The organism is Lysinibacillus sp. FSL L8-0312, from assembly GCF_038003285.1.
Taxonomy (GTDB): domain Bacteria; phylum Bacillota; class Bacilli; order Bacillales_A; family Planococcaceae; genus Lysinibacillus; species Lysinibacillus fusiformis_D.
This window is the reverse complement of sequence record NZ_JBBOOV010000001.1, coordinates 2,282,524-2,300,729: the sequence shown is the minus strand read 5'-3', so window position 1 is coordinate 2,300,729 and position 18,206 is coordinate 2,282,524. Positions and strand designations below refer to the sequence as shown.

16 protein-coding genes are annotated in these 18,206 nt (G+C 32.6%); 13 read left to right on the top strand and 3 right to left on the bottom strand.

Features of this window, described 5'->3' with window-relative positions; all coding sequences use genetic code 11:
• Positions 1 to 655: 655 nt before the first annotated feature.
• From MHI22_RS11620 to MHI22_RS11580, 10 genes are all read left to right on the top strand, one after another.
• Positions 656 to 1,459 carry an abortive infection family protein gene (locus MHI22_RS11620; RefSeq protein ID WP_340812033.1) on the top strand — a complete coding sequence of 268 codons (804 nt, stop codon included), beginning with the start codon at positions 656 to 658 and terminating at the stop codon, positions 1,457 to 1,459.
• A 14-nt stretch (positions 1,460 to 1,473) separates the two neighbouring features.
• Entirely contained in the window at positions 1,474 to 2,430 is a 957-nt protein-coding gene (locus MHI22_RS11615; protein ID WP_340812031.1) for a hypothetical protein, read from the top strand.
• A 421-nt stretch (positions 2,431 to 2,851) separates the two neighbouring features.
• The gene (locus MHI22_RS11610) at positions 2,852 to 3,571 is read left to right on the top strand and encodes an SLATT domain-containing protein (protein ID WP_340812029.1); all 720 of its coding nucleotides are present in this window, start codon (positions 2,852 to 2,854) and stop codon (positions 3,569 to 3,571) included.
• Entirely contained in the window at positions 3,555 to 4,934 is a 1,380-nt protein-coding gene (locus MHI22_RS11605) for a reverse transcriptase domain-containing protein (protein ID WP_340812027.1), read from the top strand. The genes MHI22_RS11610 and MHI22_RS11605 overlap by 17 nt, the downstream gene beginning before the upstream one ends.
• A gap of 438 nt (positions 4,935 to 5,372) precedes the next feature.
• Positions 5,373 to 5,996, top strand: coding sequence for a hypothetical protein (locus MHI22_RS11600; protein WP_340812026.1), 624 nt, complete (start codon positions 5,373 to 5,375; stop codon positions 5,994 to 5,996).
• Between the two features lie 1,445 nt (positions 5,997 to 7,441).
• Positions 7,442 to 7,573: a recombinase family protein gene (locus MHI22_RS23435; RefSeq protein ID WP_445668851.1), complete on the top strand. Its 132-nt coding sequence runs from the start codon at positions 7,442 to 7,444 to the stop codon at positions 7,571 to 7,573.
• Between the two features lie 22 nt (positions 7,574 to 7,595).
• Complete coding sequence (locus tag MHI22_RS11595) at positions 7,596 to 7,766, top strand: recombinase family protein (protein WP_340812024.1); 171 nt, start codon at positions 7,596 to 7,598, stop codon at positions 7,764 to 7,766.
• 33 nt (positions 7,767 to 7,799) lie between these two features.
• Positions 7,800 to 8,450: a hypothetical protein gene (locus MHI22_RS11590; protein WP_340812022.1), complete on the top strand. Its 651-nt coding sequence runs from the start codon at positions 7,800 to 7,802 to the stop codon at positions 8,448 to 8,450.
• 467 nt (positions 8,451 to 8,917) lie between these two features.
• Positions 8,918 to 9,064: a hypothetical protein gene (locus MHI22_RS11585; protein WP_036122926.1), complete on the top strand. Its 147-nt coding sequence runs from the start codon at positions 8,918 to 8,920 to the stop codon at positions 9,062 to 9,064.
• 597 nt (positions 9,065 to 9,661) lie between these two features.
• Entirely contained in the window at positions 9,662 to 10,948 is a 1,287-nt protein-coding gene (locus tag MHI22_RS11580; RefSeq protein WP_340812017.1) for an S-layer homology domain-containing protein, read from the top strand.
• 554 nt (positions 10,949 to 11,502) lie between these two features.
• Here the strand turns inward: MHI22_RS11580 and MHI22_RS11575 are convergent.
• Positions 11,503 to 12,477: a restriction endonuclease gene (locus tag MHI22_RS11575; protein ID WP_340812015.1), complete on the bottom strand. Its 975-nt coding sequence runs from the start codon at positions 12,475 to 12,477 to the stop codon at positions 11,503 to 11,505.
• Positions 12,478 to 12,821: 344 nt separating this feature from the next.
• Between MHI22_RS11575 and MHI22_RS11570 the strand changes: the two genes are divergently transcribed.
• Together MHI22_RS11570 and MHI22_RS11565 are read left to right on the top strand one after the other, a co-directional pair.
• Positions 12,822 to 14,078 carry an MFS transporter gene (locus MHI22_RS11570; RefSeq protein WP_340812013.1) on the top strand — a complete coding sequence of 419 codons (1,257 nt, stop codon included), beginning with the start codon at positions 12,822 to 12,824 and terminating at the stop codon, positions 14,076 to 14,078.
• 412 nt (positions 14,079 to 14,490) lie between these two features.
• The gene (locus MHI22_RS11565; RefSeq protein WP_101966552.1) at positions 14,491 to 15,405 is read left to right on the top strand and encodes a hypothetical protein; all 915 of its coding nucleotides are present in this window, start codon (positions 14,491 to 14,493) and stop codon (positions 15,403 to 15,405) included.
• Between the two features lie 236 nt (positions 15,406 to 15,641).
• On the opposite strand, the gene MHI22_RS11560 is transcribed toward MHI22_RS11565, so the two are convergent.
• Together MHI22_RS11560 and MHI22_RS11555 are read right to left on the bottom strand one after the other, a co-directional pair.
• The gene (locus MHI22_RS11560) at positions 15,642 to 16,082 is read right to left on the bottom strand and encodes a cell wall hydrolase (protein ID WP_036122904.1); all 441 of its coding nucleotides are present in this window, start codon (positions 16,080 to 16,082) and stop codon (positions 15,642 to 15,644) included.
• 136 nt (positions 16,083 to 16,218) lie between these two features.
• Positions 16,219 to 16,773 carry an ECF transporter S component gene (locus MHI22_RS11555; RefSeq protein ID WP_036122901.1) on the bottom strand — a complete coding sequence of 185 codons (555 nt, stop codon included), beginning with the start codon at positions 16,771 to 16,773 and terminating at the stop codon, positions 16,219 to 16,221.
• Between the two features lie 178 nt (positions 16,774 to 16,951).
• Here MHI22_RS11555 and MHI22_RS11550 point away from each other — a divergent pair, with 178 nt between their 5' ends.
• The gene (locus tag MHI22_RS11550) at positions 16,952 to 17,800 is read left to right on the top strand and encodes a pyridoxamine kinase (protein ID WP_036122898.1); all 849 of its coding nucleotides are present in this window, start codon (positions 16,952 to 16,954) and stop codon (positions 17,798 to 17,800) included.
• Positions 17,801 to 18,206: the final 406 nt, after the last annotated feature.

Here is an 18,206-nt window from a genome sequence, read left to right as displayed (position 1 = left end):
AGGTAGTCCTGTAACAAGGACTAGCATATTTAATATACGTAGAACTCTTTTTAACAGTTCAAGTAAAAATAAAGATTGCAAACGTTGTTCGTAGCGTGAAAAAGAAAACCGTCTAGCAGTGAATAGCTAGGCGGTTTATTTGTTGTAAAATAAATCTATTACAAAACAACGTACCTATAAATGCGGTAACGAGTTCCTCTAATTTAACTTTCATTTTATATCTATACTTCGAGAAAACCTCATGACAATCCTGTCGAGACTTTCCATTCACGATATTTCTGATTGTAGCTTTAGTTACATTAAAAGCTAATGCAAGGTAGCGTAGCGAAACATTCTTCTCATGGTACAAATAAAAAATCTGATAAACCTATTGATCTGTTAACTTTGCTACATATGGATTAATTTTAATTTTCATAATGTAGACCTCCGAAATTATTGTTCATAGTAACACTTGTGATAAGGAGGTGGATTAGGACATGTGAAATAAATATGGAATGAATGAAAAGGGGACTCGGGTTTACGGTATAGAGTTTGATAGATGTAATAAAAATGGCGGTATTGAAAACTTTTCATTCACAATAACAAATACGTACAAAAATAAAAGTAACAGATAATGGTACAATTGTATTAGACATTTTTATAAAGAGGTGACCATATGTATAAATCAGTTGATTGGTTAGACGAGGTTAAAGAAAAATTGGTTAAGGAATATGAAGGCTATGAAGAAAACAGATTTTCGAAAGATTATAATTTTAATACTCATTTAAGTAATGAAGAATATCGTGAGATGCGAATTTGCTTTGCGAAAATATACAAAGAGGAGGCATCGTTAAATTCTTTTGAGGAACTTATAAATTCTAGAAGTGTGAGAGAATTTTGTGAAACTTTAGCATACTCTAATCAAATGAACAACTATGATGGTATTAGTGATATATATAATAAGTGTAATCAAGTCTGCAATTTCATCGAAGAAAATTATTATGAATTTCAACTGTCGAAAATAGATGTATATATCCCAGAAACTTTAACTATTGAATATATAAAAAAGTCATTGGGAAACTGTGATAAAAGAATATCAAATGGAGATTATGATGCAGCGGTAGCAGATGCCAAAACATTATTAGAGTCGGTCTTTAAAGAATTATTAACGATTTATAAAGTAGAGTATAACGAGTATTCTAAATTATTTCCTTTACTCAAAAAAGAAGTATTAGGGCAATTAAATATTAAAGTAGATGCTAGTTATGATAAATCTATAATTAAGGTTGCTTCAGGGTTGAATACAATAATTGATTCTGTTGGTGAAATTAGAAATTCTGGAAGTAACAGTCATTTACCTAAAGTTGATATTCCAAAGCATCATGCTATTTTAGCAGTAAATTCAGCTAAAAGTCTCGTAAGTTTTTTATTCCAAAGTTATTTATATCAACAAAGTAAAAAGCAAGAATTAGTTAAGTAGGAAGGACACCAAGAATGAAGAGAAAGTTGATTTTATTTTCAATACTAATGTATTGTTTTTTAGGAATACAGGACACCAATGCGGCTGTTCGAAATCAGGAACAACCAAATAAAAGTGAAAACTATATTACTAATGATCAATTAGATGAGAAACTTAAAGAAAGGGAATATGAAATAGATAAGAATATTTCGGAAAATAAGATAGAACAATTAGAAGAAAGAAATAAAATTCTAGAAGGAAATATTGCATCTATATTATCTTTGATAGGGATAATAATTGCAATTATAACTGTTTTATTTGCTATCGGTGGTGGTTTATTAAAAATGTGGATTGAGAAATCTATTAAAGAGAATCTAACTTTAATGGGAAATCACCTTACAAGTGTAACAAATATGCATACGGATGTTAACAGAACAAAGGGTTCAGTTGAAGAAGAATTTGAGAAAATAAAAAGTCTAGAAAAAGATGTTACAAATTCACATAACAATTATTTAAATGTTAAGGCTGAAGTTGAAAATTTAAAAACTTTAAATAATGCTAATATTGATTATCAAAATTATTTGGAGTATAGGATTCAAAAAGAAGAAATTATATCTAAATTTTATAAAAATTTAATAAAGAAAAGATCAGTTGTTGAGAAAATGGAAAAATATGAAGACGTGAACCTTGAAAATCAAAAAATCATATTAGAAAAGGTGCATAATGAAAATGGTAAATATATTGTTTCAGAGGATGAAACAGTTATAGATATTTATCATTATTATTTAGACTGTTTAGAAAAAGAAGAGACAGCTATTATTAAACAAATAGGTTTAGCTAAATTAACATTTGATAAATTTATAAGGTTAGATGATGGAGATGGTGATGTTTTGAATAGTATGGATATAGAAACTAATTATGGAGATTGGAAAGGTTATTTAGAAACAATAGAATTAATCTTGAATACAATCGAAGAAACTTTGGAAGTATAGTTATTAGGACCTCAATTATGGGTGGTTTGAATGGGCACTTATCCCTTGTGATGTATAAGAGAAAATCTCTGTACGCTTAGTATCGAGTGAAAATATTTATATTAAGATACACTTGAAAAGTATGTTTTAAAAATTTTATTATTGTAATCTTTAGAGTCATTTAGAAAAATTCTAGATGACTTTTTTTATGGGAATTTTAGATAGGATAAATATCTTATATTTTGAATTTAAAATATAAATTTGAAATATTATCCTAGAAATGAGATAGTTAAAATTGGAGACACCTTTTTGAATTTATATTCAAAAGATTCCTTTTAAGGAGTACTCTAATTAAAGATACATAAGTATCATATAAGCCACCCCCTAGGTGGAAATCTAATCTAATCATTGGTGTCTCCAATTTACAAGTTGGGAGTTTGAAATGTTAAAAAATTTATGGGATTTATATAGAAAAACTGTAAATAAAAACTCAGGCACTGAGATTGATACTACAACAAATGAAAATACCGCAGTACCTGCTAATAAAAATAAGATAAATGAAGAAATCGAAAAGTTTAGAGACAATAGGGTATGGACTACTAAGAAAGTAAGAATGATTGCTGAAGAAAGAATGAATAGAAATAATTTGAACTCAATAATTTTAGTAAATTACTATACATTTTTTATTTTATGCTATTCAATTATTGGTTTGAAGTATGGAAGTAGTGATATTTTATCAATTGCTAGTGTGATAATTTCTATTGGGTTATTTGGAGTATCCCTATTTGTTAGTTTATATGGTTATAGAGAAAAGGCTTTAGCATATAAACAATCACACTTAGAACTGGATAAGATTGAATCTAAATTAGGGATACTTATTTTAGATGAGGGGATTGAACATAATGATTTATTAAAAACATTTGATAAATATAAAATGGAATATAACGAAGTCATTTCTAAGACAGAAAATCATTCAAACTTAGATTTTCTGAAATTTAAAGTAAATAGTAATAATTCTTCGAAAAAGGAAAAGTTTAATTACTATTTCTTGTATAAGATACCTTTAATTTTATTTATGATCGTCGTATATGCTTGCCCAATAATAGGAATAATTTTGATATTTATGAATATGAGTGGTGCTGAAAATGAAATTACAGGCTAATAAACTGTTTAAAAGTAAGTATAGAATGACATATTTAAAAGGTGAATATGAAAATATTATTCGTTATAACAGTGCTGCTGGAATTGATAAAATGACTAAAGCACATTTTGATAAAAATTTAGATGGACATTTAAATGTAATAAATAGAAAAGTTCTTTCTGGTAATTATAAATTTACATACTATAAAGAAAAGCTGTTTATAAAAAATAGAAATAGTAAACCTAGAATGATTTCAATCCCTACATTAAGAGATCGGGTGGTTCTTAAAATACTTCATGGTATTCTTCAAGATGTATTTGATATAAAAACACCTCTTGTTCAAAGTGTAATTCATTCAATAAAAACATCAATAGTAAACTATGATTCTTTTATAAAAATAGATGTGACCAATTTTTTTGGAAGTCTAGATCATGAAATCCTATTTAAAAAATTACATAAATCTATTAGAAAAAAGGAGATTAAAAATATTATCCATGAAGCCATTACTAATCCTACAGTCAGTGACAATCATTCTAGGGCTGAAAAACCGATAAGAAATAAGATAGGGGTTCCCCAAGGCATTCCAATTGCTAATGTACTTGCTGAAATATATTTAAAGGATTTTGATGAAAAATATAAAAAAAGAAGAAATATAAGATTTTTTAGGTATGTTGACGACATTTTGATTTTATGTAATAAAACTGAGATAGAAGAAATAAAGAGAGAGATTATTTCAGAAATTGAAGACGTCTATAAGCTAAATGTTAACAGTGATAAAAGTATTTCAGGTGAACTTGAATATGGTTTCTCGTTTTTGGGGTATAGTTTATCTAAAGAATCAGCTAACAAAGTATTATGTACAGTAAAGAAAAGTTCAAAAATAAAATTTGAAAAATCTATTGTAGATATTTTTTCAAAGTATAGTAAATTAGTATTGAAAATGTCTCCAAAAGAATTTGTATTTTATTTAAATCTAAAAATTACTGGATCAATTGTTAAGAAAGAATTAAATAATTTTGAAACGAATAAAAAATACGGTTGGCTATTTTTTTACTCGCAAATTGAAGATATGAAACTTTTATATCATCTAGATAATTTGGTTAAAAAATTTATCGAGAAATACGGGTTAGAAAAGAATTTGAAAGACCTTGAAATAAAATCTTTTGTAAAGTCTTTCTACGAAATAACTCAAAGAAGATCTAGTTCTAAATATATATTTAAACCAGATGAATTATCTTTAGAAGAAAAGAAGTTTTTACTTATTGAAACATTTAATATTCCTATAAGAAAACTGAATACAGAAGAAGATATAGAAAGATTTTTTGGATATAAAGTAAGGAAGCAGATTAAAAAGTTAGAAGAAGATATTCAAAATATCTCCTAAGAATCATACATAATAATTTTAATAAAAATGTTTAAATGGTATAATATCGAAATGAAGGTTTCTTAAACCAAGTTCAAATTAAATGTAATACACCTTAACTATATAAGTAATGTATGGAGTGCCACCTGAGTCACCGACAAGAGATTTCCAGGTTAGCGTACAGGACGCCTGTTTGTCGGCATAATGTTACGTGAATCGTAAATAGGCAAACTACACGCGTAGAAGCTGAAGTATTGGAGTTTCTGGACGCGGGTTCGACTCCCGCCGTCTCCATAATTAATGTGGCTACAAACGTAGTCATATCAACGATTTAACAGACTAGGGATATTGAACGGGAGTTGAACTCTTGGGCAATATCCCTTTTCTTATCCCTATGGAAAAATGACATAATTGAACTGTTCGTAGACCTTCTAATAATACAATTAGGAGGATTTTTTTATGTCTAGTAGGAAGCGTAAGCATGGTATTTTTTCCGTAGCTAATGAAGTGGTGGAAATGATTCAAACAGGAGAACAGGAAAGACATAAGGGAAAACCAATAGCAGAAGCGCTTGAAATAATTTTTAATCAAATGCGTGTAGCAGGGAATAGACCGCGTACTATTGACAGCTACGAATATATCTTTAAGCAGTTTGTAGAGATTAATGATCTTGAGCATGTTGATGAAATCAATATTGATAGTATCTATAACTACTTAGGCTCAATAGATGTGAGTCAACGTACCAAATTAATTCGTTTAAAATCAACAAAAGCAGTCCTTAGCAAGTTTCATAACAATGGTTGGCTCAAAGAACGCTTTTGGAGCAACATTCAAATAAAGGTTGATAAAGAGGTTAAGAAGGCTGCAAAAGAAACAGATATAGATCGTTTGCTACAATTGATTGATAAGACAACGTTCATTGGATTTAGAGATGCTTGCGCGGTCAAACTAATGTATAAAACAGGTATTCGTATTCGCACGCTAGGAGAGCTAAGAGAGCGCCATATAGACTTTGAAAACCCTATGTATGAACCTAGATGGCTCTGGTGGGCTAACAGCATTGAGAGGGAAATTAGAAAGTGATAAAGCTTCAGCAGAATTTTATAATTTGAATTCTATAGAGGCGAAAGTATATGAAAGTTTGTTGAACTCTAGTTGATTTATGCAGGAAGAAACTTTGAATGCTATTATCGACTATTATGGATTAGATGAATCTATTACATCAAATTAAACCGCCTTTAGCACTCACCACAAATAGTAACTTTATGATACTTGTTATATTTAGCTATATGTAATGTTTTTACGATTGTTTTATTCTTCAATGACCACGTTTTTTTGAATAGAAATACTTTTGTATTAGCAGACCCGAATTAAAAACTATTGCTAAAGTGATAAACACAAATATATTTGCTATTAGGTTACTGATGCTATTAGAAGTGTGAATTCTGAAAACAGGTATTATTATCGAATCTACATAGCCAGATAAAAGATAAAAGTATAGACGAAAGTTGGAGAATTCACCCACTCGTCTAATATTTTACCTTTTAAATCCCCACGGTGATATGTACCACACAAAAACCTATCGAATAAAAAGAGAATTCACACCACTACATCTCGTTTTTTAATAATATCACCTACGGTCAGCACTCTACACATGTGGAGTGTGTGGCGTTGCTGACTAGGGAATAAATACATCAATAATTTAAGCATTGTTATAGCAAGGTTTATAGGGTTTCGCCTAAGTTTATTTTATGTGAATAAACAGGCGAAACCTTTTTGTTGTTGGGGTTGGAACAGTTGGAATTCCGGACTGAGTTGATAGAATGGATTTTGGATAGGGGGGTTGATAGGTTAGATGAATAGAATCAAATGTGTTATATTTAGACTAATTAACATATCGGAAAACACATTATTTATGATTAGTCTAAACGTAATTATCGGAGTATAGGAAAATATCTGAGAATCGAAGCGTCCATTTCATTCGACCAAGACCTGTACAACGTGAAAGACGAGTGGGAATATATTACCAGGTAAGCTCAAATAGCATGGAACAATTAAATAGTTTAACAAACCAGGTATCTGCTTACGCGATTAACAGTAGCCAAACTAAACTAGTTACTTGTCCATGTATATATAGATATTACCTCCGGAAAAACCGGATCTAGACGAAAAGAATTTATTCACATGTTGAAAGATTTCGAATCGAAAAATCTAGAATTTATTATAACCAAAAATATCAGCAGATACGGTTGGGGTTCTTTAGGCACTAAAAAAATTAAGAGAATCAGGAGTTCACTTTGAACAAAGGGGTTAGATACCGCAGATACAGATAGTGAATTAATGATTTCAATTATAGAGTCCGTCGCTCAAACAGAGAATGAATCTCTAAGTGACAATATTAGATGGGGATATAAAAGTTCTGCAGCACAGGGAACATCAAAACTATATAATCGAAAATGTTATGGCTATAAAAATAACGAAGATGGTTAATTAGTCATTAAGAAAGATGAAGCTAAAATGTCCGATTAATTTTCGACTTGTATTTGCAAGGACACAGTATTATAAGTATAAAAAGAGAATTAGAAAAACTAGGAATAAAAACACCAACAGGAAAAGAGAAGTGGAGTAAAAGAACAATTGACGTCCATGTTAAGCAATGAGTAGTATATCGGTGTCGTAAGGTTGCTTAATTCCAGTGAACATGAAGAACATTATGTTTCTGGGAATAATCATTTAGCAATAATTTCAAAAGAGCAATTTGAAGCGGTGCAAGAGGAAAAGAAAAATAGAAGTAATGTTGTGAAAGGCGAAAATAGTAATCGCAGGAAGAATGAGAAGTATATTTCGAAGTAAAAGCAAAGTAAAGTAAAGAAAGGAGGAATAACTATGTCAGAGACGATGGTAATAGCCCTTATTAGTGCAGGTGCAACATTAATAGTTACTGTAGTAACATCGATTTTAAATGTGCGTACAGAAGTGTTTAGAAATAAATTTAACACACATCAAAAAAGACTAGAAACTAAGAAGGAAAACCTAAATAATGTATATAGACAGTTAATCTATATAATAAATCTTTATCCAAGTTCATCACCAAACGATATTTTGAAACATATCAAGTATGCACCTGGTTATTCAATGGAATACTATGATGCGGTTTTAAGAAGTCTTGATTATCAAATTGAAGATTATAAAAAGCAATTAAATACTAATAATATAGATTATGAACAGAAATATGACATGGAAATTGAAATATCAAATCGTGAATATGCTAAAAGCAAAATATTAGAAAATAAAAAAAGATACAATATTGCTAAAGAAGAGTATGAGAAATTTCGTAAAGGTGACAAGGTAGCATTTGATCTTTATGCAGGACAGGAAGTACGAAATTCTCTTGTCGCATTTGAAGTAGTTATTCATAACGTGTTTATTTCAGGTGAAAATGCAGGTGAAGAGAGCGATCCGATAAATAATTTAATCCATACATCTCGTAGAAATTTAATAAATAGTATGCGGAGTGATTTAGGGATAACTGATTAAATTTCAACTTAAATAGTCTTATTAAAAACTGGTATGTTGAGTTGAATTTCTTATAGGTTTTTACATCGATAAAAGAGAAAGCCTCTAATCAAGGAATTAATTATAATTCTTGTCTCCGTAAGCAATTTTTATAAACATAGTCAAAACCATAGTCAAAGAATTTTTTTAGGGGAAAAAAGTCCTGCAAAACCTTGAGACGATAGCATTTCTACAAAAATGGGTTTCGACTCCCGCCGTCTCCATACATAAAGGTGAGCAATATTATAGCGGTATATAAGAATAAAGGTATCATCATCGCAGATACAGATATTTTTAATACATTTGGTTATGATTTATTTACTAAGCTTTTACTGAAATTAAGGTTAAGCGGTACACTACTATAGGAAAAAGGTTTACATCAACAAAATAAGGTATACTATATTTGTTGAATAGATTTCTTTAAAGGCAGGAAAAGTAGGTGAACCAAAGTGGGGAAATATCAATTGGATACTAAAGGTAAGGTGGCTGTGGCAAAGTATCATGAAAAACACAAGCCAGCCAAATTTGATAAAAAGCAGCAACTTGAGAAAATACGTGCTGAGTATTTGAAAAAGAAGCAAGAACAAACAGATTAATAATTTGAATGAAAACATAGGAAGACTAAAATCTCCCTATGTTTTTCTTTGATATTGACGGTAGAATTCATTATTTTCCTAAATTGTAGATTCGGTGACAGAAAACTTGTCATCAGTTATCCATTCTACATTATTCGATTTTGACATTTCTTGTCCCACCTAGCATTTTTTATTTGTTGTCATAGGGAAGACATCTTCATTCGAAAAACAAATAAAAGATTTGGTATGGGAAAGTGATGACATTTGGAGGGAATCATTATTTATATCATACTAAAGCAAAAGAAATCATTAAAAGTTTTAGAGAATTTATGAATGAAGTAAAATGAATTAACCCACCTCAATTGCAAAGATGAGAACGAGCCAACTAGATGGATCAGTATATGTGCGAGACAACCTCAACCAGCAGTAAAATATAGCTAGAATTTACATAGTGTAGATTTGGTGTGTTCAAACTATAAACAAAATCAGTGAAATTTTTACAAAATGCCCCCCTTTTTTACTAAGCTCCTATTATGATACAAAATCCTCTTATGTAGAAAATATAATTATTGTAATTTAGTATAAATATGATTGTTTTTGAAAACAGAGGAGCGTTATATGAGGAAAAAGTTACTATTACTAATGATTGTTTTAACTATTGCGATTAATAATCTTTATTTTGCATCGAATGTTTATGCATCTGAAATGATTTTTAAAGATGTAGATCAAAAGCATTGGGCAGCAAAGGAAATCCAATACTTATCTCAACAAAATATTATTCAAGGAAATCCAGATGGGAGTTTTGCACCTAATGATCAATTAACGCGTTTACAAATTGCGTTAATGGTTACGAGAGCGAAGGGATATAGTATGATCGATCGACCTGACCCACAGTTGGTTGATGTAAAAAATGAAGATGCTCATTTCGATATCATTTCTGCAGTCATGGCTGAAGGGATTTTTGATGATATTGTAAAGGGGCAAGAATTTAAACCGAACGCCTTTGTGACAAGGGCGGAAATGTCATCGATTCTATCAAGAGCTTTTGAATTAAGTGGTCTTTCTTCAGTTCAATTTAAGGATGTTACACCCAACGATCGGGCTTATTTGTCTATTCAGGCATTAGTGAAAAATGAAATTGTTTTTGGTTTTGCGGATGGGACGTTTCAACCAGAACGCTTTTTAACGAGAGCAGAATTTGCCGTGATGATGGCGAGGGTATTAGATGAAACCTATCGTGTAGCACCAGAGCCTCCAAAAGTGCAAGCTCCTGTAGAAGAACCTCAGCTAAATAAAATGTACATAACGGTTCCAATTGTTAAGCAAAATCCAGAATTGCCAAATGGCTGTGAAATAACCTCTTTAACAGCTGTCTTAAATTATTATGGATTTTCAACAAACAAAATGGAAATGGCCAATAATTATTTACCGAAGGAATCATTTACCTATCAGAATAATAAAAGATACGGTCCGAATCCTTATAAAGCCTATGCAGGTGACCCTCGTTTAGGGACAGGCTTCTTTTCTTATGCTCCTCCCATTGTTGCCGCTGCTGAAAAATTTTTCGTCGGAAGAACGACTAAATACACAGCAACTGATGTAAGTGGCAAGGAAAAAGAGTTTTTCTATGAGAAAATTAATCATAATGTTCCAGTAGTCATTTGGGTAACCTTGGATTTAAGTACGCCAAAAGTATCGTCTTCTTGGTATTTCAGTGATACAAAGGAATATTTTAAAGCACCGATTAATCTACATGCTGTTGTGTTAGTTGGATATAATGAGCTCAATAATACCGTTCATGTGATGAACCCGCTAAAAGGAAGAGTCTCACATAATGCCGATAAGTTTTTCAAAAGCTATAAAGAACTGGGAAGCCAGGCGATGATTGTTGAGAGAAATAAATAGAGGGGTAAAATTAAGTTTGCGAAAGTAATGGATAGTAAGGTTGTATAGTTACATAGGAATTATTTTGATGCTAATATGAAAATTATTTTGTAAACGATATCGATATGCCCATTGTAAAAATGGATTGAAATAATTCACATATCAATCGCTCTTAATGTTGGTAGGCAATCCAAAGTTGAGAGGAACTATAAAAAATGATGATTTATTACAAAAGTAGCTATAAATTAAATAATGGCAAGTTGAAGAACAAGAAAAGAGTAAAAAAATATAGCAAATGGTTATTGAGTAGTGAAGAAAACCATTATCATCGATAAAAATTAAAGAGGAGAAGATAGCCATATCATGAAGAGGAAACGAGAGTCTGTTTAACAGGCTCTTTTTTTATATTCTTTTGAAAGCCTCTTACAATACGAGTAGTTCCAATGAGCTTTTAGCTATGAAGAAGAAACTTGAACATGTAGAAAATATATAAAAGTTAAATATAAATATAGAGGACTGGTAAAAAGCGATTATTTATTCGTCAATTAAGCCAGTCCTCTCGCTTTGTGAGGATCTTATTCGGGAATATAAATTTTTTTTAATGGCAATAAAGCTCGAGTTTCATTTGGCATCTTGTCATACCACTGAATAATTAATTCAACAAGTTCTTCTAAATCAAGAGTTTTAACTCCTTCTTGTTTGGCCACTGCTAAAGCTTGATTTGAAAACCCACCAGTTGATACAAAAAGAGAATTACCTTCCCTTGGATTTGCCCCAAGTAGCTGTTGTACTTCGGGGGATCCTGCAGTAGATTTTCTATGTTTAACTTGAACCTTAATGATAGGTTTTTCAAAACCGAACGAATCTTTATATGCTAAAACATCTACTCCACCGTCAGGCCCTTTTGGACTTACTCGTACATTGTAATTCATCGCTTGTAAAAGACCGCCAATAACCTCTTGAATTTGCCACGGGTCTAGTAAATCTATTTTATCGGAGATCATTGATATAGCTTTTCCTTCAAATTCCTCCAAAAAAGAATCGTCATTAGTTATAGGCGTAATATTTTGCTGTACTCCAGAAATTTTTTGAGTAAATTCATTTGCTACAGAATCTGCTCTGAAAATAGTAAGAGTGGATCCCAATGTGTTTTTGGAAGAAGGTGTTAATTGATCACGGGAAACTTTTTCTTTTTGCCAGTCTACAGAGATATGATTCGGATAATTTAAATTACCTATAGTAGTATCATTAAAATGAGTTTTTGTAACTGTACCAATAATATATTCGCGTTTTTCTTTTGAATAGGAAAGCACCTTATCCCCTACTTCTATCTCGTTAATAAATCGCCATAACTGACTCATCTGACTTAAGCGTGTAGCAGGCTTGCGCTCCTCATATTTTTCGTCAGCATATCTAATCATTTCTTCTTTGCTCTTAAAACGCTGTGGATTTCCTAATGCAGGCCATCCAATTGATGCAATTCCGTTATTTAAATAAGTATCAATTAATTCATTACTATCTCCCGCACGTACCATCCACCACTTAACCATAAAAAAACCTCCTACATTTAATTTATAAAAATTATACATTAATTAATAGTATAATTTTAGTAGATTATAAATAATTAGTGAGATAATTAGATGCTATGAATTATTAATGTTTTACAGTGAGTAATTAAATTTTGTAACCAATTTAAGATTGGAATGACTACATTAGATAACTTTGTACAGAGAGGGCTGTAAACATTTCATTATAATCCTTCCAGAATAAATTTTGCTTTTTTCTTTCTCTTAATAGCCAATCTTCTGCCGTCTACTTTAATTAAACAAAAAAGGTCTTCCCCCCAACCTAAAATTCATATACATAAAATAAAAGCTAATGGGAGTAGTGATTATTGGACAAACAACATCATAAGTACAGATGGGTTGTGTTTGTTGCTGTATTGTTTACCTATTTGTTAATGGCAAGTCAGCGAACTGCTCCAGGGTTAATTACGGATCAATTGATGAAGGATTTTGGTGTGACAGCATCGACAATCGGGTTATTGACGAGTATACAATTTTTTGTGTATACGGGTTTGCAGATTCCGATGGGGATTTTAGCGGATCGGTTTGGGCCGAATTTTTTTCTTATCGTTGGTGCTGCCCTTACAGGATTAGGTACAATTCTTTATAGTTTAGGTACACATGAATTCGTACTGTTTTTCTCTAGAATGCTTACTGGGGTAGGAGATGCGACCATATGGGTGAATATGGTGCTCATTTTGGCGCAATGGTTTCAGAAAAAGGAGTTTGTCCGATTAATTGGTTTTACTGGGATGACTGGGAGTCTTGGTTTCTTATTGGCGACAGTCCCTTTTGCGACCTTGATCCTGTTATTTGGTTGGCGGATCACATTTTTTTCAACGGGGCTCTTATTATGCTTATGTGGAGTGCTTCTTTATTTTGTGCTTGTGAAAACTACAAAACGAATTTTTGCAGAAGAATTAGTAGTAGTAACTGAGGAAGTACAACGTGAAAAAACCTCTGTTTTATTACGCAGAATATGTTTGAGTCGACAAGCGTGGGCTTTATTTTTTTGTCATTTTGGCGTTGTGGGAGGCTATGTTGGCTTTATCAGCTCGTGGGCTGTTCCGTATGGGATCAATATGTATGAGATGACACGTGCTGAGGCAAGCCAGCTCATTATGATTGGATTGATTGGGGCACTGATGGGAGCTCCGTTAACGAGTTGGGTTGCAGGTTGGTTAGGAACGATTAAAAAGCCTTATATTGTTGTTCATATTGCAGTTTTAGTGAGTTGGTTTGCCTTTCTTTTATTGAAAGGGCATCCATCCATTTTCATGCTCATTGTCCTGTTCTTTATCATCGGCTTTGGATATGGTGCAAGTGCCTTGACTTTTGCAGCTGTTCGCCAAACTTTCCCTTTAGCTGAATCAGGTATCGTTTCGGGGTTTGCCAATACAGGGGGCTTTCTAAGTGCAGCATTATTACCCATTATGTTTGGCTATATTTTGGATTATTTTCAGTCTGCCTCAGGTAACATCAGTGATGGATATTACTATGGTTTCATCTCGCCAGTCGCATTCTCTGTTATGGGCTTAATTGGGGTGATGTTGTTTAAGGAAAGGCGTGTGGAAACAGGAGGTTGAGAACATCCTTTTATCCTACTTATAAACAGAGCATGGATTTTGAAGGTGACTATTTAAATAAAACTGCGCCATAATGTAATGACGAAAGGGAATACCTGTATTAAAGGTAATTCCCTTTTATTGTACAAAACGAATCCATATTACTCCTTCAACGTAATCATTACAGTATAAATTTACTATCTTATTGATTAAAATTACATAGAAATATAAAATGTATATATTGAGCTTTTTGTAACATATTTCATAATTAGGTATTTAAAAAGATGTTTCCCCTGAGTAGGATTTATTTTTTATGAAAAGATTGATAAATAAGAATAGTACCAATGGATCGTTATTATTTTTTGCATTCAAGAACAAAAGATTTTCTATAGCAATATTACATAATGGGGAAAGCGTAAAGGGGTAATGAACAGTGTTAAAAGTTAAACATGTTGCAATCGGTGTTGGTCTAATTTTAATGTTGTCTGCTTGTAATGATGAAAAAGTTATAAAAGAAAAAAATATGGAAAGCGGTATTGAGGCAGAGATTTTAACATTAGAAACACTTATAAAAGAAAGGAAATATGAGGATCTTTTAGTTGAAATGGAAACTTTAGATGTATCAGAATCAGAAATTGATAAAGTTAGAGCAGTTGGGACAAAATTTGTAGATCAATTAATACAGGAAAAAAATGTACAATTCTTGGGATCTAAATATAACAGAATGAGAATCGTTTTGAATCGTGAAGATTGGAATAAGGTTGTAAAAATTATAGAAGAAGAGAAAAAGTTAAAATTAGATGAGATGGAACAAGCAGTCAGAACAAAAGATTTCCTAAAAGTTCAAGAACTATATGAGAATACAAAAGTACTAGAAGACAATGAAGAATTTTTAGCAATGTATAATTATGCTTTATATTTACAAACCGATCAGAATTCCTATAAGGCTTCAGGAGCACTAGCACTTGCTGTAAATCCTAAATACTTTGGAAGAATGAGGGATGAAATTGTAGCAGGAATAACAAATACGTCTTATGCCAATCCATCATCGTTTGGGCCAATAACTCTAAATGATTGGGGATGGATAGAACATGAATATCGAAGTAATTTATATACAATGGAGAGAAGAGCTGAAGAAAAAAAAGTAATGAATGAAAAAATTGAAAATGCAAGGGGGATGAATCCTACACTTGGAATGACATATGACGAAGTATTAGCATCACTATGGGGCGCACCTTATGATATTAATAGAACAGTAACAGAATACGGGTCTTATGAACAATGGGTTTATGGAAACGGGCAATATCTTTATTTTGAAGATGGTATATTAACTAGTTTCCAAGATTAAATAATTCTTTTAGGAGTTTAAATCAATTTCACAAATGCATTTTATTATTTACTGTTCGTAAATGTATAAAAATCGTTTGAACGTTGGTGCTCCATCTTCTGAATGATCCTAACTCAATTTCAAAAAGGGAACATCTAAGTTTTAGATTGTTCCCCTTTATTTCATTGGTCAATAATATGTTTTTCCTTATTTAATATAGGAATAACTAAAAATGCGTAGCGAACTCAAATATTACCCTATCCCATATAAACACTCTCACAAGTATCTGGAGCAGGTTCATAGAAGCAATGATTTTTGAATTGACCAGTAAACGGCTGGCCGTACCATGTTGGGGGACATGGGGCATATGGATTGAAGTACCAGAGTGCATATTTTGCTGGATGATCTCGCCAGAAGTCTAAATTTTGTTTCGCTAATCTTTTTTCGGTTTCTCTCGCTCTTTGGTAAAACATATTGCCTTTTTGAACGGCTTCAAAAGAATAATTTCCACCTTGTACCTGGTAAATAACTTGTTCAATGGTTCTAACATCGTTGAAGTCTAAACAAGATGCTACTGCACGATTGACAATGACGTTGCCAACGTATAGCATACCCTGTTGTCCTTCACCCTCAGCCTCAGCTCTCATCATCCTTGCCATTAAAGCAACGTCTGCATCGCGGTATTTTACTCTTGGCATTTTTACACCTCCACCCTATAGTATGAAAAAGATCAAGGCTAGTTTCGCTTTATCTAGAAATTCGTTGTTTTTCATACTACTCAATAAAAAAACGCCATCATTGCAGTGTATAAAACAGCAAGATGGCGTCTTTAGATTAAAAATTCTTTTTAAAATAAGGTGTTTTTTTCAGTACAACACATACTGGAATGGCGATCATTAAGCCTACAAAGTTTTGAATGACGTCTCCTGGAATGGATGCCATCGGTGCAATCCAGCTATTGAACATAATGGCTTGCCCCACATAGTAAACGGCAATCATCACAGGCATGGATACGACGGCCCCTAAAATATTCAGCCCAAGATTATCACCTGTATGTCCTTTTGACCAGGCGATTTTACCAACGATGAAGCCTTGTAATGCACGTGAAATAATAGTAGTCGGTGCCCAGATTAACCAGCCGCCTACGATATCGAATAAACCCATTCCGATGGCTCCAGCAAGTGCCCCTTTTTTAGGTCCGAATAAAATGGCTGAAATGAAAAGCATGGATGTCCCTAAATGAATAAGTCCACCTTGCCCGATCGGTAGCTTAAGATTGATGAACATGGTAGCTACGAAAACAAGTGCTGCTAAAATAGCTGTAATGACTAAATCAAATGTTTTCGTGCGTGATTTTGTAAAGGATGATGGCCTTTGTATATTTTGCATTTATCTCTTCCTCACTATGATGAATATTTTGATGATTTTTACTTTAGCAAAGGACTGACTGTTGTGAAAGTGTCAATTTTATAAAAAAATTAGAGGTCAGATTGAGGTTATTTTCGCATCTTTCTAATTGTGATACGATGAGGTAAGTATAAGCAGGATGAGTTAGGTGGAATGAATGATGAAAAAAGTTGCTGTAATTCAAGATATGTCATCCTTTGGGAAGTGCTCGTTAACGGCTGCGATACCTGTACTGTCTGTAATGGGCGTACAAGCAGTACCGCTTCCAACAGCTATTTTAACGGCGCAAACAGGGTATTCGAGTTTTTATTGTGAGGATTTAACGTCAAAGATGGACTATTTTGTAGATGAGTGGAGCAAGCTTGGAACTACCTTTGATGGCATTCACACAGGATTTGTCACAGGGAAGGAGCAAATCGATAATATCTTTCGTTTTTTGGACGTGTTTCACGCCAATGAAACGACATTGCTTGTTGACCCAGTGATGGGCGATCATGGCGAGGTTTATAAAATGTTTACGGGTGAGTTACTTGATCGAATGAAAGAGTTAGTGAAGTGTGCTGACATTATTACACCAAATGTTACGGAATGCTGCTTGCTTACAGGTTTGTCGTATGAGAAGCTACAGCGCTATCAAAACGATATCGAGTATATTCAGACTCTTGAAGAGGCAGGACAACAGCTACAACAGGCGACTGGAGCGAACGTCATTATTACTGGATTGAATCCACCAACAGCAGCTGCGGGCAAGCGTTATGTTGGCAATATGTTTGTCGATGCGGAGCGGTCTTTCCATAGTATTCGCAACTATAACGGTGAGAGCTATTCAGGTACAGGTGATCTATTTGCATCCGTTGTGATGGGCGGCATGATGCGTGGGCAAGATTTAGTGGAGTCTATGAAGCTGGCAGAGACATTTTTAGCCGCCGCGATCGAAGCTACATCGAAGGAGCAAGTTCCACGCGAGGCAGGCGTACATTTTGAACAGTTTTTACGCATGCTACTTTAGATTATTATTGATTTCCTCTATTGGATATTTGAAAAAGGGTCATTTGATTTTCTTGAAGGATTGATAAATTTATGAGTGGCGAGGGGGCTAATATGAGCTTACACGCCGCTTTTATTTTAGGGCACTATTTGTGACTAAATAATGTGCGTAGAATTTAAAGTTAAATATTAAAAAATACAATTGAGGTTATAAGTTTGATATGGGAAGCCTTTTTAATTTCTATTAGCTAAGTTTATTACTTAACCGTGTGCAAGCAGCGTATCTTTCTCTTTTCACTTTGTATTAAAATATTTTGAACAAGCGATTGTGAGCTTACTCGTTTTGGGAAGTTAAGTGTTGTTAGGGTGCAGAAAAAACGTAGTGTGCTGTAATAAAAGGTTTCTTCTTATTTCGTCATAATAAAAAT

What these genes read in the sequence shown, in the direction of transcription:
- MHI22_RS11560 (WP_036122904.1), bottom strand. Translation starts at nt 16,082, where the DNA reads ATGCCAAGAGTAAAATACCGCGATGCAGACGTTGCTTTAATGGCAAGG.
- MHI22_RS11620 (WP_340812033.1), top strand. Translation starts at nt 656, where the DNA reads ATGTATAAATCAGTTGATTGGTTAGACGAGGTTAAAGAAAAATTGGTT.
- MHI22_RS11590 (WP_340812022.1), top strand. Translation starts at nt 7,800, where the DNA reads ATGTCAGAGACGATGGTAATAGCCCTTATTAGTGCAGGTGCAACATTA.
- MHI22_RS11600 (WP_340812026.1), top strand. Translation starts at nt 5,373, where the DNA reads ATGTCTAGTAGGAAGCGTAAGCATGGTATTTTTTCCGTAGCTAATGAA.
- MHI22_RS11575 (WP_340812015.1), bottom strand. Translation starts at nt 12,477, where the DNA reads ATGGTTAAGTGGTGGATGGTACGTGCGGGAGATAGTAATGAATTAATT.
- MHI22_RS11550 (WP_036122898.1), top strand. Translation starts at nt 16,952, where the DNA reads ATGAAAAAAGTTGCTGTAATTCAAGATATGTCATCCTTTGGGAAGTGC.
- MHI22_RS11610 (WP_340812029.1), top strand. Translation starts at nt 2,852, where the DNA reads ATGTTAAAAAATTTATGGGATTTATATAGAAAAACTGTAAATAAAAAC.
- MHI22_RS11615 (WP_340812031.1), top strand. Translation starts at nt 1,474, where the DNA reads ATGAAGAGAAAGTTGATTTTATTTTCAATACTAATGTATTGTTTTTTA.
- MHI22_RS11555 (WP_036122901.1), bottom strand. Translation starts at nt 16,773, where the DNA reads ATGCAAAATATACAAAGGCCATCATCCTTTACAAAATCACGCACGAAA.
- MHI22_RS11580 (WP_340812017.1), top strand. Translation starts at nt 9,662, where the DNA reads ATGAGGAAAAAGTTACTATTACTAATGATTGTTTTAACTATTGCGATT.
- MHI22_RS11605 (WP_340812027.1), top strand. Translation starts at nt 3,555, where the DNA reads ATGAAATTACAGGCTAATAAACTGTTTAAAAGTAAGTATAGAATGACA.